This window comes from Dokdonella sp. (assembly GCF_019634775.1).
In the GTDB taxonomy this organism is placed as follows: domain Bacteria; phylum Pseudomonadota; class Gammaproteobacteria; order Xanthomonadales; family Rhodanobacteraceae; genus Dokdonella.
In genome coordinates, this window is record NZ_JAHCAS010000002.1 from 408,328 (window position 1) to 422,547 (window position 14,220).

General features: G+C 67.0%; 14 protein-coding genes. 12 read left to right on the forward strand and 2 right to left on the reverse strand.

The features are described 5' to 3' along the window. Positions 1 to 86 precede the first annotated feature (86 nt). The 12 genes from sufB (at position 87) to KF907_RS12745 (ending at position 11,309) form a co-directional block, all read left to right on the forward strand. Complete coding sequence (gene sufB / locus KF907_RS12690; protein ID WP_291221237.1) at positions 87 to 1,493, forward strand: Fe-S cluster assembly protein SufB; 1,407 nt, start codon at positions 87 to 89, stop codon at positions 1,491 to 1,493. Between the two features lie 20 nt (positions 1,494 to 1,513). Further along, complete coding sequence (locus tag KF907_RS12695) at positions 1,514 to 1,699, forward strand: hypothetical protein (protein WP_291220900.1); 186 nt, start codon at positions 1,514 to 1,516, stop codon at positions 1,697 to 1,699. Positions 1,700 to 1,701: 2 nt separating this feature from the next. Continuing rightward, complete coding sequence (gene sufC / locus KF907_RS12700; protein ID WP_291220902.1) at positions 1,702 to 2,463, forward strand: Fe-S cluster assembly ATPase SufC; 762 nt, start codon at positions 1,702 to 1,704, stop codon at positions 2,461 to 2,463. Continuing rightward, the gene (sufD, locus tag KF907_RS12705; protein ID WP_291220904.1) at positions 2,463 to 3,770 is read left to right on the forward strand and encodes a Fe-S cluster assembly protein SufD; all 1,308 of its coding nucleotides are present in this window, start codon (positions 2,463 to 2,465) and stop codon (positions 3,768 to 3,770) included. Before sufC ends, sufD begins: the two co-directional genes overlap by 1 nt. Continuing rightward, complete coding sequence (locus tag KF907_RS12710) at positions 3,767 to 4,996, forward strand: aminotransferase class V-fold PLP-dependent enzyme (protein WP_291220905.1); 1,230 nt, start codon at positions 3,767 to 3,769, stop codon at positions 4,994 to 4,996. Before sufD ends, KF907_RS12710 begins: the two co-directional genes overlap by 4 nt. Next, positions 4,993 to 5,535 carry a GNAT family N-acetyltransferase gene (locus KF907_RS12715; protein ID WP_291220906.1) on the forward strand — a complete coding sequence of 181 codons (543 nt, stop codon included), beginning with the start codon at positions 4,993 to 4,995 and terminating at the stop codon, positions 5,533 to 5,535. Before KF907_RS12710 ends, KF907_RS12715 begins: the two co-directional genes overlap by 4 nt. 171 nt (positions 5,536 to 5,706) lie before the next feature. Next, a complete protein-coding gene (locus KF907_RS12720; protein ID WP_472843880.1) occupies positions 5,707 to 6,342 on the forward strand; it encodes a PepSY-associated TM helix domain-containing protein in 636 nt (211 codons plus the stop codon). Between the two features lie 11 nt (positions 6,343 to 6,353). Next, positions 6,354 to 6,869, forward strand: a complete 516-nt coding sequence (locus KF907_RS12725; RefSeq protein WP_291220910.1) for a DUF2271 domain-containing protein — start codon at positions 6,354 to 6,356, stop codon at positions 6,867 to 6,869. Between the two features lie 22 nt (positions 6,870 to 6,891). Continuing rightward, entirely contained in the window at positions 6,892 to 7,704 is an 813-nt protein-coding gene (locus KF907_RS12730) for a DUF4198 domain-containing protein (protein WP_291220912.1), read from the forward strand. Positions 7,705 to 7,760: 56 nt separating this feature from the next. Continuing rightward, positions 7,761 to 8,777, forward strand: a complete 1,017-nt coding sequence (locus KF907_RS12735; protein WP_291220914.1) for an FAD:protein FMN transferase — start codon at positions 7,761 to 7,763, stop codon at positions 8,775 to 8,777. Continuing rightward, positions 8,774 to 10,411 (forward strand): sulfite reductase subunit alpha, encoded by a 1,638-nt coding sequence (locus KF907_RS12740; protein WP_291220916.1) that lies wholly within the window; start codon positions 8,774 to 8,776, stop codon positions 10,409 to 10,411. Before KF907_RS12735 ends, KF907_RS12740 begins: the two co-directional genes overlap by 4 nt. Before the next feature lie 154 nt (positions 10,412 to 10,565). Beyond that, the gene (locus KF907_RS12745; protein ID WP_291220918.1) at positions 10,566 to 11,309 is read left to right on the forward strand and encodes a hypothetical protein; all 744 of its coding nucleotides are present in this window, start codon (positions 10,566 to 10,568) and stop codon (positions 11,307 to 11,309) included. 11 nt (positions 11,310 to 11,320) lie between these two features. Here the strand turns inward: KF907_RS12745 and KF907_RS12750 are convergent, their stop codons facing one another. Then, complete coding sequence (locus KF907_RS12750) at positions 11,321 to 13,579, reverse strand: xanthine dehydrogenase family protein molybdopterin-binding subunit (RefSeq protein ID WP_291220919.1); 2,259 nt, start codon at positions 13,577 to 13,579, stop codon at positions 11,321 to 11,323. Further along, positions 13,576 to 14,103 carry a (2Fe-2S)-binding protein gene (locus KF907_RS12755; protein WP_291220922.1) on the reverse strand — a complete coding sequence of 176 codons (528 nt, stop codon included), beginning with the start codon at positions 14,101 to 14,103 and terminating at the stop codon, positions 13,576 to 13,578. Before KF907_RS12755 ends, KF907_RS12750 begins: the two co-directional genes overlap by 4 nt. Positions 14,104 to 14,220 lie beyond the last annotated feature (117 nt).

Here is a 14,220-nt window from a genome sequence, read left to right on the forward strand (position 1 = left end):
AGCCAATGGCCACCGAACGCAGCGACATCGAGACCCGTATCCGTCCCCAATTCCCGGCGGGTGGCAACGAGCGCATCGTCGAGGCGATGAACCGGCGTTACGAGGCCGGCTTCGTCACCGATATCGAGACCGAGTACGCACCGCCCGGCCTGTCCGAGGAGATCATCCGCTTCATCTCGGCCAAGAAGGGCGAGCCGGTGTGGATGACCGACTGGCGCCTGGCCGCGTACCGCCACTGGCTGACGATGAGCGAGCCGCACTGGGCGAAACTCCGTATCGGGCCGATCGATTTCCAGGCCGTGAGCTACTACGCCGCTCCGAAGAACCGGCCGAAGTCACTGGCCGAGGTCGATCCGAAACTGCTGGAGACCTACGACAAGCTCGGCGTGCCGTTGCATGAGCGCGCCAAGCTGGCAGGCGTCGCCGTGGACGCGGTGTTCGATTCGGTGTCGGTTGGCACGACCTTCCGCAAGGAACTGGCTGAGGCCGGCGTGATCTTCTGCTCGATGTCCGAGGCGATCCGCGAGTACCCGGAACTCGTGCGTGCCTACCTCGGCAGTGTCGTGCCCGTCGGCGACAACTACTTCGCCGCGTTGAACTCGGCGGTGTTCTCCGACGGCAGCTTCGTGTTCGTGCCGAAGGGCGTGCGCTGCCCGATGGAACTGTCGACGTACTTCCGCATCAACGCCGGCCACACAGGCCAGTTCGAGCGTACCCTGATCATCTGCGAGGACGGCGCCAGCGTGTCCTATCTCGAAGGCTGCACGGCACCGATGCGCGACGAGAACCAGTTGCATGCGGCGGTGGTCGAGCTGGTCGCGCTCGACGACGCGAACATCAAGTATTCGACCGTACAGAACTGGTATCCGGGCGACGAGAATGGTGTCGGTGGCATCTACAATTTCGTGACCAAGCGCGGCGATTGCCGTGGTGCGCGGTCGAAGATCACCTGGACCCAGGTCGAGACCGGTTCGGCAATCACCTGGAAATATCCGAGCTGCCTGCTGCGCGGCGACGATTCGGTCGGCGAGTTCCATTCGGTCGCACTGACCCACCATCGCCAGCAGGCCGATACCGGCACCAAGATGATCCATATCGGTCGCAACACGAAATCGAAGATCGTTTCCAAGGGCATCAGCGCCGGCCGCGGCCAGAACAGCTACCGCGGCCTGGTCAAGATCGAGAAGGGCGCCAGCGGTGCGCGCAATCACACCCAGTGCGACAGCTTGCTGATCGGCAAGCAGTGCGGTGCGCACACCTTCCCGTACATCGAGGTGAAGAACCCGGATGCGATCGTCGAGCACGAGGCGACGACGTCGAAGATCTCGGATGACCAGCTCTTCTATTGCCGCTCGCGCGGCATCGCCGAGGAGGATGCGGTGTCGATGATCGTCGATGGCTTCTGCAAGCAGGTATTCCGCGAACTGCCGATGGAGTTCGCGGTCGAGGCGAAGAAGCTGCTGGAGGTTTCGCTGGAGGGGGCGGTCGGATGAGTGGTGCGGCAACGGTGGACGTGAAGGAACTGCTCGGCGGAGGGCGCGTCGAACGCGTGGTCGCGAAGTATCGCGCGAACCTGCCCTTGCGTGTGATCGGGCGCGAGGATCCGCTCGGGAACAAGCGTGCAACGAGGCGTTTGAAGGATCGGATGGATGTTGATGAGTTCGGGCGTGCCGAACGCGAAGGGGAGGGGAAGGAGTGACCATGTTGAAGATCGAAAACCTCCACGTCCGTGTTGCCGGCAAGGAGATCCTCAAGGGCCTGTCGCTCAGCGTGAACGCGGGCGAAGTGCACGCGATCATGGGGCCGAACGGTGCCGGCAAATCGACCCTGGGCAACGTGCTGGTCGGTCGTGAAGGCTATGAGGTCGTGGAAGGCTCGGTGACGTACGAGGGTGCCGACCTGCTCGCGCTTGAGCCCGAGGCGCGCGCTGCGGCCGGCGTGTTCCTCGCCTTCCAGTACCCGGTCGAGATCCCGGGCGTGAACAACACCTATTTCCTGCGCGCCGCGCTGAATGCGCAGCGCAAGGCGCGCGGCGAGGCGGAGCTCGATTCGATGCAGTTCCTCAAGCGCGTGCGGGAGAAACTCGCCGTGCTGCATCTCAAGGATGAACTGTTGCATCGCGCCGTCAACGAGGGCTTCTCCGGCGGCGAGAAGAAGCGCAACGAGATCTTCCAGATGGCCTTGCTCGAACCGAAGCTGGCGATCCTCGACGAGACCGATTCGGGTCTCGACATCGACGCATTGAAGATGGTCGCCGATGGCGTCAACGCGATGCGTGACCCGGCACGTGCCTTCGTCGTCATCACCCACTACCAGCGTCTGCTCGACTACATCGTGCCGGACTTCGTCCACGTGCTCGCCGATGGCCGCATCGTGCAGAGCGGCGACAAGTCGCTTGCGCTCAAGCTCGAGGAGGAGGGCTACGCCTGGGTGGCCCAGCGCCGCGTGGCCGGGGCGGCGTGATGGTGGAGCCGCTGCTCGAATCGCTGCTTGCGCCTACGGCCGAGGCCGATGCACCAGGACCGGACTGGCTCGGTGCAGCCCGTCGTCATGCGCGCGAGGTCCTCGCCCGCGATGGATTGCCAGGTCCGCGCAATGAAGCCTGGAGGTACACGAATCTGCGCGCGCTGGCGCAGCGCCGTCACGCCAATGGCGATGCACAGGCGGGCACGCGTGCGGTCGATCCGACTCTGGTCGGACTGCCTGGCCTGGATGGCACGCGCCTCGTCTTCGTCAATGGCGCGTTCCGCGCCGATCTTTCGCGCCTGCCGACAACGGCCGGCATTTCTGCCGTGCCGCTGGCCGCCGCGCTCGCCGCGGGTTCCGCCGCGCTGCAGGCGAGCTTCGAGCAGCCGCTAGACGATCCGGCACTCGCATTCGCGCGCCTCAACACGGCACTCGCCGGCGATGGTCTCGTGCTGCGTGTCGCCGCCGGCGTGCAGGTGGACGAGCGCGTGCACGTGGTGATGCTCGGCGCCGGAACAGGGCCGCTGGCGTGGAACCTGCGTCTGGTCGTCGAGCTCGGCGCGGGCAGCGCCATGACGCTCGTCGAACACCACGCCAGCGACGCGGACGATGCTCATCTCGGCAACGCGGTCGGACACTTCACGCTCGGTGACGGTGCGCGGCTCGACCTGCTGCAGCTCCAGGCTGCGGCCGAGACGGCAACACGCATCCGCCGCAATACGTTCACGCTTGGAACCGATGCCGCGCTGAACCTGCGCACCCTCGAACTCGGTGGCGCGCTGGCACGTCACGATCTCGTCGTCGACCTCGATGGTGATCGCGCGCGCTGTACTTCACGGGGTGTATTCGTCGCGCGCGCACGTCAGCATGTCGACATGCACATCGACGTGCGCCACCTTGCCCGCGACACCGCCTGCGACCTGGTCTGGCGCGGCGTCGCCGGCGGTCGCGCGCGCGGCATCCTGCATGGCGCGATCACCGTCGAACCTGGTGCCGACGGCAGCGATGCCAGCCTCGACACGAAGAACCTGCTGCTCTCGGCGCAGGCCGAGATCGACGCCCAGCCGGTGCTGGAAATCCACGCCGACGAGGTCAAGGCCGCGCACGGTGCGACGGTTGGTCGCCTCGATGAACGCGCCCTGTTCTACCTGCGCACGCGTGGCTTGCCGGAAGCCGAAGCGCGTGCACTGTTGACCCTGGCGTTCTGCCGCGTTGCCATCGATTCGCTGGAAAACATGGCCTTGCGCGAGCACATCGACGGCCTGCTGCTGGAACGTCTTCCAGTGCGCGAGGAGGGCGTGTGAGCGAATCCGACTTCGACGTCGAGCGCATCCGTGCCGATTTCCCGCTGCTCGCACGCCAGGTTCATGGCAAGCCGCTGGTTTATTTCGACAATGCGAACACGGCGCAGAAGCCTGCTTGTGTGATCGAGGCGGTCGACCGCTTCTATCGCAACAGCAACGCCAATGTCGCGCGCGCGGTGCACACCCTTGGCGAGGAGGCGACGGCTGCCTACGAATCGGCACGCGACCGCCTTGCGCGCTTCATCAACGCGCCCGCACGCGACGAGGTGGTCCTGACCTCGGGCACGACCCAGGCGATCAACCTCGTCGCCTACAGCCACGTCCTGCCGCGCCTGCAACCGGGTGACGAGATCCTCGTCACGCGGATGGAGCATCACGCCAACATCGTGCCCTGGCAGCTCGTCGCCGAACGCGTGGGCGCGAAGGTCGTGCCGGCACCGATCACGCAGGCTGGCGAGCTGATCGTGGAGGAGTTCGTTGCGCGTTTGTCGCCACGCGTCAAGCTGGCCGCCGTCGCCCATGTCTCCAACGTGCTCGGTACGGTCAACCCGGTCGCGGTGCTCGCCCGTGAATGCCGACGGCACGGCGTGCCGCTGCTGGTCGACGGTTCGCAGGCTGCGCCGCACCTTGCCATCGACGTGCGCGCGCTCGGCTGCGATTTCTATGCGCTGACCGGCCACAAACTGTTCGGTCCGACCGGTACCGGCATGCTTTGGGCGAAGCGAGCGCACCTCGAGGCGATGCCGCCGTTCTTCGGTGGCGGCGAGATGATCCGTGAGGTGCGTTTCGACGGCACCACGTTCGCGGATCCGCCGCACAGGTTCGAGGCCGGTACGCCTAACATCGCCGGTTTCGCCGGTCTTGCTGCAGCGATCGACTACGTGAATGCGCTCGGCATCGAGACCATCGCCGCGCACGAACAGGCGCTGCTCGCACATGCCCGGGCCGCGCTCGGCGCGATGCCGGGGCTGCGCTTCGTCGGCGAGGCGCCCGGCAAGGCGCCGGTGATCTCGTTCCTGGTCGACTCGGCGCATGCGCACGACCTCGCGACCCTGCTCGATCATGAAGGCATCGCCGTGCGTTCGGGCCATCATTGCGCGCACCCGCTGATGCAGTTCTACGGGGTGCCGGCGACACTGCGCGCCTCGCTCGCGTTCTACAACACGCACGCGGAGATCGACCGCTTCGTCGCCGCGCTTGGGCGTGTGCGCGGATTGCTGGCATGAGCCGCACGTACTCGATCGCCACGGTGGACGATGTGCCGGCCCTCGTTGCCCTCGTCGAATCGGCGTATCGCGGTGATGCGAGCAGGGTGGGGTGGACCACCGAAGCCGACCTGCTCGATGGCCAACGCATCGACCCGGACGGGCTCCGCGAACTCATCACCAATCCGCTCGCGCGCGTGCTGCTCGTGCGCGAGGGCGCGCAGTTGCTGGCTTGCTGCGAGCTGCGCCGCGAGGGTGACGACGCCTACTTCGGCATGTTCTCGGTCAGGCCCGACCGCCAGGGCTGCGGTCTCGGCGGCCAGCTGTTGCGCGAGGCCGAGCGCATTGCCCGCGACGATTGGCATTGCCACGGCATGCGCATGACGGTCATCGATGTCCGCGAAGAACTGATCGCCTGGTACCAGCGGCGCGGCTTTGCGCGCACCGGCGAGCATCAGCCGTTCCCGTACGGCGACGCGCGTTTCGGCATCCCGAAGCGCGACGATCTTCGTTTCGAGATCCTGTACAAGCCCCTGCGTCCGTCCCTGCCGGAAGCGTAGCGATCAGGACACGCAGGCCGCGCCATGGGCGCGGCTGGGTGGGGGCGCGGCCGTTGTCGCTGGCTGCGCTCCGCACGCTGGCGCGGGGCTCCGCGGCAATCGACCGCAAGCCTGTTGCAATTGCGAACGATTCTCATCTTGTGCTGTAATCCGCCGGGTTCGAGGCAGGAAATCGTGCGCGTGGGCAAGCCAGTGGACGCGAAGCGCCGGTCGTACTGGCTGAAGACCCTGCATCAGTGGCACTGGATCAGCTCGGCGATCTGCCTGATCGGCATCCTGCTGTTCAGCCTCACCGGCATCACGCTCAACCATGCAGGTCAGATCGAGGCCAGGCCAGCGGTCGAGACGCGCACAGCCGAGCTGCCGACGGAGCTGCTGGCGATGCTCGCCGATGGCGGCACAGACACCAAGGCGCCACTGCCGGCGGCATTGCGCGACTGGTTCGTTCACGCCATGGATGTGCGCATTGGCGACCGCATCGGCGAGTGGTCGGAGGCCGAGGTCTACGTGTCGATGCCGCGGCCAGGTGGCGACGCCTGGCTCAGCATCGATCGGGTGACCGGTGCGGTCGAGTACGAGCGCACCGATCGCGGCTGGATTTCGTACCTCAACGATCTGCACAAGGGACGCAACACCGGCACGGCATGGAGCTGGTTCATCGATCTCTTCGCCGTTGCCTGCATCGTGTTCTCGGTCACCGGTTTCTTCCTGCTGCAGTTGCATGCGCGGCAAAGGCCGATGACTTGGCCGCTGGTTGGCCTTGGTTTCGTGGTCATGCTGCTCGTGGCCATCCTGTTCATCCATTGACGAGGTTGCCGATGCGAGTGCGCCTGCTTCCCTTGCCCCTGCTGTTTGTCACCGGCCTTGCTGCCGCCGGTTCGGTCAACGTGACCGTCGAGATCCCGCGCATCGATGCGTCGGAATACCACCGTCCCTATGTCGCCGTGTGGATCGAGAAGCCTGACCAGAGCGTCGCCGCCAACCTTGCTGTCTGGTACATGCAGAAGGACACCAGCGAAGGTGCGGGTACGAAATGGCTGGCCGACCTGCGCCAGTGGTGGCGGCGCAGCGGCCGCGACCAGACCATGCCGATCGATGGCATCAGCGGAGCGACGCGTCCGGTCGGCCAGCATCAACTCAAGTTCGACACCGCCAAGGCGCCGTTCGCGAACCTCGAACCCGGCAAGTACGGCCTGGTCGTCGAAGCGGCGCGTGAAGTCGGTGGTCGCGAACTCGTGCGCATACCGTTCGACTGGCCAGCGGCGTCCACCGCGCATCTCGAAGCGAAAGGCTCGCACGAGCTTGGCGCGATCAAGCTCGACCTCAATCCCTGATTCCGATTCCCGGAGCGATGTGATGAAGACTGTTTCCAAGACCTGGATTTTCGCCGCCGTGGCGCTGGCCCTGCCGCTGTCCGCGCAGGCACACAAGGCCTGGCTGCTGCCGTCGGACACCGTGCTGTCGGCGAAGGATCCGTGGATCACCGTCGACGCAGCGGTGTCGAACGACCTGTTCTATTTCAACCACGTGCCGCTGCGCCTGGACAACCTCGCCATCACCGCACCAGACGGCAGCACCGTACCGGCACAGAACATGGCGACCGGCAAGTACCGCAGCACGTTCGACGTGCACCTGACCCAGACCGGCACCTACCGCATCGCGGTAGTCAATGCCGGGCTCTCCGCGGTTTGGGAAGAGGACGGCAAGCCGAAGCGCTGGCGCGGCAAGGTCGAGGATTTCGCGAAGGATGTGCCGAAGGAAGCGAAGAACCTGAAGGTTTCCCAGGCCGCTGGCCGCATCGAAACCTTCGTCACCGCCGGGCGGCCGAACGACTCTGCGCTCAAGCCGACCGGTGTCGGCATCGAACTCGTGCCGGTCACCCATCCGAATGACCTGTTCGCCGGCGAGCCGGCGACCTTCAAGCTGCTGCTCGACGGCCGGCCGGCAGCTGGGCTCGACATCGAGATCATTCCCGACGGCATCCGCTATCGCGACAAGCAGAACGAGTTGGCTGCGACCACCGACAAGGACGGTGCGTTCAGCGTGACTTGGCCGGCAGCGGGCCGATACTGGATGGAAACCGTCGTGCAGGATGCCAAGACCTCGCTGCCGCAGGCGCAGGAGCGTCGCGCGAGCTACGTCGCCACGTTCGAGGTGCTGCCGCAGTAACGGGCTGTCCCTTCTCCCCGCACGCGGGGAGAAGGGAGGCGACAGGCCGAGCTTTCATGAAAGCACTGTTCGTTCCGCTCCTGCTCGCGCTGTTCGCATCCGCCTGCACGCCACGCGCCGGCATCGTCACCCTCGCCGGCGAGTCGATGGGCTCGACCTGGACGGTCAAGTATGTCGGCCGCGACGATACCGCGGCACGGGTGCGTGCAGCGATCGAACACGAGCTCGCCGACATCGACGCGCAGATGAGCACGTGGAAGTCGGAGTCGCCGCTGAGCCGCTACAACACGGCGGAGGCCGGCACATGGCATGACTGGCCCGAATCGCTATTCACGGTCGTGCAGGCGGCACTTGCACTCGCCGCCGACACCGGGGGCGCCTATGACCCGACCGTTGGTCCGCTGGTCGAGCTGTGGGGCTTTGGCCCCGGCAAGGCGCGGCGCGAACCGCCGGCTGCCGACGAGATCGAAGCCATGCGTGCGCGCGTCGGTTGGCGCAAGGTACGCCTGGATGTCGAGCACCGTCGTGTGTTCCAGCCCGGCGGCTTGTACCTCGACCTGTCGTCGATCGCACCGGGTTATGCGACCGATCGCATTGGCGCGTACCTCGAAGCGCAGGGATGTGCCGACTACCTCGTTGAGATCGGCGGTGAACTGCGCGCCCGCGGAAGCAAGCCCGACGGCAGCGACTGGCAGGTCGCGATCCAGCGTCCGCTCGACAACGACAGCAGCGACGGAGCGATCGATGTCCAGCGCATCATCGCCCTGCGCGATGCCGCGCTCGGCTCGTCGGGCGACTACCGGCACTTCTTCGAGGACCAGGGACGCCGCTACGCGCATCGCATTGATCCGCGTACCGGCTGGCCGCTCGACAACGATGTCGCGTCGGTGACCGCATTGGCCGAGCGCGGTATCGATGCCGATCCGTTCGCCACCGCGTTGAGCGTGCTCGGTCCAGACGCCGGGCTGGCCTGGGCACGCGAGCGCGGTGTTGCTGTGCTGTTCATCCTGCGCAGCGGTGGGCGTTTCGAGGAACGCATGAGCGACGATTTCGCCGCGAGGCTGACCCAGTGAGTGCACCGATCGATCGCCGCGCGTGGCTCGGCAACCTTGCCGTCGCGGGTCTGCTCAGCGTGATCGCCTTGTTGCTGCTTGCCTGGCAGCGTGGCTCGCTCGGCTGGAGCGATCCGGGCCCGGTGCGCGTCGCCGCGGCGGTTCTGGTCGTCGTCGCCTATGCCGGGGCCTGGGGTGCCGGCTGGAGCTTGCGTCGACGTCGCCAGCGCGCCGCGCAGGTGTCGGTGGGGCCGCGTGCTTCAGTCGCGAAATCCGTACTGGTCGCATGGGCAAGCCAGACCGGCGTCGCCGAGCAAGTCGCCCGGCAGACCGCGGAGTCGCTCGCAATGGCGGGTGTGGTCGTCGAAACCCGCCCTTTCGGTGAACTCGATGCCGCGCAGCTTGCTGGCGTGCGCCGTGCGCTGTTCGTCGTCAGTACGACCGGCGAGGGTGATGCGCCCGACATGGCAGCGGACTTCGAGCGCCACCTCGTTGAAGCCAGGCTCGATCTTGCGCATCTCCACTACGGCGTGCTCGCACTCGGCGACCGGGAGTACGTCAATTTCTGCGCATTCGGTCATCGCGTCGAGCGTTGGTTGCAGGACGCGGGGGCTACGCCACTGTTCGACCTGGTCGAAGTCGATGACGGCGACGAAGGAGCGTTGCGACATTGGCAGCATCATCTCGGCCAGTTGGCCGGCCGCAGCGATCTGCCGGACTGGAGCAGCCCGAACTACGCGACATGGCGACTGGTCGAACGTCGCCTTGCCAACCCCGGCAGTGCCGGCGCGCCGTGCTTCGCGCTCGGCCTGAAGCCGGATGATCCCGCGCAGCTGCATTGGCGTGCCGGCGACATCGCCGAGATCGGGCCTTGCCATGCGGCTGCCGTGATCGATGCCTGGCTTGCCGCGAGCGGGCTCGACGGCGAGGTTCAGCTCGGTGACCACGGCAGCGTTCGATCGCTGCGTGATGTGCTCGCGCGCAGTGTGCTGCCCGCACCTGCCGATGTTTCAGGTCAATCGATCCATGCCGTCGTCGAACGCCTCGTTCCGCTACCGCATCGCGAGTATTCGATCGCCTCGGTGCCGGCTGATGGTGTGCTCGAATTGCTGCTGCGGCAGATGCGCGGCAGCGACGGCCGCCTCGGCCTCGGCAGCGGCTGGCTGACCGAATGGGCACCACTCGGTGCTCGCGTTGCCCTGCGCATCCGCGCCAATACCAACTTCCATGCGCCCGACGATGCGCGTCCACTGATCCTCGTGGGCAACGGCACCGGCATCGCCGGCCTGCGCGCCCTGCTGCGCGAACGCATCTCCCGCGGCCATCGACGCAACTGGCTGGTGTTCGGTGAACGCCATGCCGAGCATGACTACTACTGGCGTGACGAGATCGAAACCTGGCAACGCAAGGGTGACATTGAACGTCTTGATGCGGTGTTCTCGCGCGATGGCGCCGCACGCGAATATGTCCAGCACCGCCTCGCTGCGCGCGCCGACGAACTGCGTGCGTGGGTCGCAGAGGGTGCCTCGATCCATGTCTGTGGCAGTCTCGAAGGCATGGCGCCCGGAGTTGATGCCATTCTGCGCGCAACGCTCGGTGCCGACGCCGTCCAGGGCATGCTGGCCAGTGGGCGCTATCGGCGTGACGTGTACTGAGGGAGCAGGGGATCGGGGCGATTCCGCGGGCGCGGTGGCAATTGCGGTCGAACGATCCCGAGTTTCCTCAAGGATGCATCCTTAACGCCCGTTTAGCGCGCTCCGCGTATGCTGCGCGCGCCACGGCGCACCCCCGCGCCCCGCTTGTCCCTGAATGCCCCAACCGGACGCCGTCACCGTTGCGACACCCGTTCCGAGTGCGAGCGAGACGGCCGGGCTTCGGCTTGCCTATGCCGGCAGGCTGCGCGTCCGCGAGCGCAAATGGCATGCTCCGCAGGTCGCCCCGCGCACGATCGGCGTGCTGGTTTTCCTCGCGGTGCTCGCCAATATCGCCTGGATCGTCGCCCTCGATCACGTGATGGTGGTGGCGCCGCATGGGGATTCGCGCGATGCGATCCTCGTCACCATCATCGAACCGGTCGAGCCGCTGCCGATCCCCGACGAGCCGCAACCGGCGGTGTTTGCACGCAAACCGTCGCGCATCGTCGTGCAGCCTCCCGAGGCGAAACTCAAGCCGCCGCCGCTGCAGTCCGAAGAGTCGTCGACGACGAGCGCGCGCATCGGTGCCGCCGGCACGCCCGCGCCGCAACTGTTCAATCCGGATGGTTCGTTACGCATGCCCGAGGTGGAGACGCGCATCGGCCCCGAGCGCATCGACAATCCGCAGGAAGCCGGCAAGGCGCGCTGGGCCGAGATCGCACAGCGCGGCGAGAATCCGCTCGATTGCCAGCGTACACGCTTCGCTGGCGCGTTCCGCGCCGACCAGAGTGTCGGCGATGCGTTCGCCGGCAAGTACCTCAGCTGGATCGGTCTTGCCGACGGCGAGGCGATCGCCGAACGCAAGCGCCAGCGTGCGCAGCGTGCGGCAGACGGTTGCGATCCGCCGCCGCAGGATTGATCAGGGCATCCTCACAGCAACCGCAACAGCTCGGGCATCAGCGGCAGCTTGCGCACGCGTACGGTGGTGGTGGCGAAGATCGCGTTGGCGAGGGCAGGGGCGACGCTGCTGAAGGCGAGATCACCGGCGGCGACCGGCTCGGCGCTCGATTCGACCATGTGCACTTCGACGCGTGCGGGGGCTTGCGCCATCGGCATCAGGCGGTAGTCGCGCCAGCCGTGCTGCTGGACCTGACCGTCTTTGAGCGTGATCGCCGCGTGCAAGGCAGTGCCGATGCCGTCGACGGTGGCGGCGGAGACTTCCGCCTCGAGTCCGAGCGGATTGACCACGCGGCCGGCGTCGATCACGCAGATGGCGCGGTGGATGCGCAGCCGCTCACCTTCCATCGAGGTTTCCAGTGCATGTGCGACGTAGCCGCCCGCCCAGGCATGGCAGGCGATGCCGACGCCTCGGCCATCGTTGCGTCGTCGGGTCCACTGGATGTTCTCGGCGCAACGTTTCAGTACCTCGGCCATGCGCGCGGTATCGAAACCGGGCCCGCCGGCCGTGGCATCGATCAGGCGCGGTTCGCCGAGCAGTTCCAGACGCAGTTCCACCGCGTCGCGCCGCACCTCGAAGGCGATCTCGTCGATGAAGCATTGTGCAGCGAACGCCTGCGCCGTGTCGGCGGTTGCACGCCAGGCGCCACGCGGCAATGCTGCCTCGAGAGCATGGAAGCGCTGCTCGTGGTGCGCGACGAGGCCAGCCGGGAAGGAATCGGCCTCGAGACAGCCGCTCCAGACCGGCGCGTTCATGGTGGAACCGTGGTCATTGCGTGGTGTGCCGGCGCAAGCATGCGACCAGCCGGCAATACGGTTGCGCCGGTCGAGGGTTGCCGCCAGGGCATGCACGGACAAAGGGCGGAAGAAGTCGTGGCTGAGGTTGTCCGCCTGCGTCCACAGCAGGCGCACCGGCCTGCCGGCGAGTCGGGCGATGGTGACGGCCTCGGCGACGAAGTCACTGGCCAGTCGCCGGCCGAAGCTGCCACCGCCGCGTGGCAGGCGGATCTCGATCTTCGTGCGTGGCAGGCCGGTCAGTTGTGCGACGAGGCGAGAAGCCGCGTCCGGGTCCTGCACGGCGGCGATGATGAGGGCGCTGTCTTCACGCAGTTCGGCGACCACAGCCGGTGCTTCGAGCATCGCATGGGCGAGGAATGGCAACTCATAGCGGGCACTGACCTGATGCCGCGCGCGCTTGCGCGAACCGGCGAAATCGCCGTGCTTGTGCAAGTCGATGCCCGGTTCGCCAGCGTCGAGCAGGGCATGCGCCTGCGAGACGAGTGCGCTGCTTGACGCGTTGCTGTCCGGTCCTGGCGACCAGGTCGGCTTCAGCGCAGCGCGTCCCTGCAGAGCGGCCCAGGTCGTGTCGGCGAGCACGGCGATGCCGGCAGCGAGTGGCGCGTCTGCGGCAAATCCGGTTTGCGGGCCATCGAAGCGCACGACATCGCGTACGCCGCTGATCCGGCGCGTCTCGGTGTCGTCGAGCGTGTCGAGCTTGCCGCCCGGGTACGGACAGCGTGCGACGACGGCGACGAGCATGCCGGTGAGGAATTCGTCGCCGGCGTAGCGCGTGCGCCCACGCACGACGTTCGCAGCGTCGGGCGTGCGCGCCGGCCTGCCGATGATGCGGAACGCCGTCGCGTTCTTGAGCGCTGGCTCGCCGTCCGGTGGTGCCTGCGACGCCGCGCTGCGCGCCAGCGCGCCGTAGCTGAGGCGGCGGCCACCGGCATCGAGCACATGCCCCGACTCCGTGCGCAGCGATTCAATGGGTTGCTGCCAGACAGCGGCGGCGGCACGCAGCAACAGCGCGCGGGCGATCGCGCCGGCTTTGCGCAATTCGTCCCAGTCGCGGGCTACATCATCGGGTCTTCCGCTCGCCTGGTGGCCATAGGCGTTGCCGGAGCGTCCATCGATTTCCTGGTAACCGTAGGCGAGCTGGACCACGCGCACCTGCGCCCAATCGACATCGAGTTCCTCGGCGACCAGCATCGGTCCGCGGGTCTTCGCGCCCTGTCCGACTTCGCAGGCACGCGAACCGATGACGACCCGGTTGTCGCGCTCGACCATGACGAAGGCGCCAAGCGGCATCAGCTCGTCACCGATCAGGTCGAGCGGCAGTTTCATGTCCTGCGCGTCGGCTTCACCGGCGGCGAATCCTACGACCAGCGCGCCGCCGGTCGAAACGGCGATGCGCAGGAAGCGCCGGCGTGAGGCATCGTGGGCGGCGATCACGGCGCACGTTCCCCGGCCAGCTCCGCCGCACGTCGGATGGCGGCGCGAATGCGCGGCTGGGTGCCGCAGCGGCAGAGGTTGCCGATCGCGGCGATGTCGGCATCGGATGGTTTGGACGTGCGTTCGAGCAGGGCGACCGCAGCCATGATCTGGCCGGCCTGGCAATAGCCGCACTGGATCACGTCATGCTCGAGCCAGGCGCGCTGCACCGGATGCAGGCCATCCCGGTCGAGGCCTTCGATCGTGGTGATCGCGTGGCCGGCGGCGTTGAGCATGGTCAGTTGGCAGGAGCGCGCGGGCTTGCCGTCGGCCAGCACCATGCACGCGCCGCTGCAGCCGTTCTCGCAGGCGTACTTGGTTCCGGTCAGGCGCAACGTGTCGCGCAGGTACCAGACCAGCGGCATCGCCGTGTCGCCACGGTAGTAGAAAGGCTTGCCGTTGATCGAAAGTTGCAGCGTGCCGGCAGGCAGCGCGCGCGCCGAGGTATCGGGCGCCTCGGTGCGGGGTTCGGGAAGGTCCTGCATGCACGCTCCGGAGCCGTGCGGGCCGCCATCGGCCGCAGCACGGCGATTGTCGCATCGGGGCAGGGGATTCGCCAAAGCGCCACGGCTGAAGCCGCCCCCACAAAAACCGCACCCACA

Bases quoted from the DNA above. Each gene is read 5' to 3' on its own strand.
- sufB (WP_291221237.1), top strand. From the start codon at position 87: ATGAACCGGCGTTACGAGGCCGGCTTCGTCACCGATATCGAGACCGAG.
- sufC (WP_291220902.1), top strand. From the start codon at position 1,702: ATGTTGAAGATCGAAAACCTCCACGTCCGTGTTGCCGGCAAGGAGATC.
- sufD (WP_291220904.1), top strand. From the start codon at position 2,463: ATGGTGGAGCCGCTGCTCGAATCGCTGCTTGCGCCTACGGCCGAGGCC.
- KF907_RS12715 (WP_291220906.1), top strand. From the start codon at position 4,993: ATGAGCCGCACGTACTCGATCGCCACGGTGGACGATGTGCCGGCCCTC.
- KF907_RS12725 (WP_291220910.1), top strand. From the start codon at position 6,354: ATGCGAGTGCGCCTGCTTCCCTTGCCCCTGCTGTTTGTCACCGGCCTT.
- KF907_RS12730 (WP_291220912.1), top strand. From the start codon at position 6,892: ATGAAGACTGTTTCCAAGACCTGGATTTTCGCCGCCGTGGCGCTGGCC.
- KF907_RS12735 (WP_291220914.1), top strand. From the start codon at position 7,761: ATGAAAGCACTGTTCGTTCCGCTCCTGCTCGCGCTGTTCGCATCCGCC.
- KF907_RS12745 (WP_291220918.1), top strand. From the start codon at position 10,566: ATGCCCCAACCGGACGCCGTCACCGTTGCGACACCCGTTCCGAGTGCG.
- KF907_RS12755 (WP_291220922.1), bottom strand. From the start codon at position 14,103: ATGCAGGACCTTCCCGAACCCCGCACCGAGGCGCCCGATACCTCGGCG.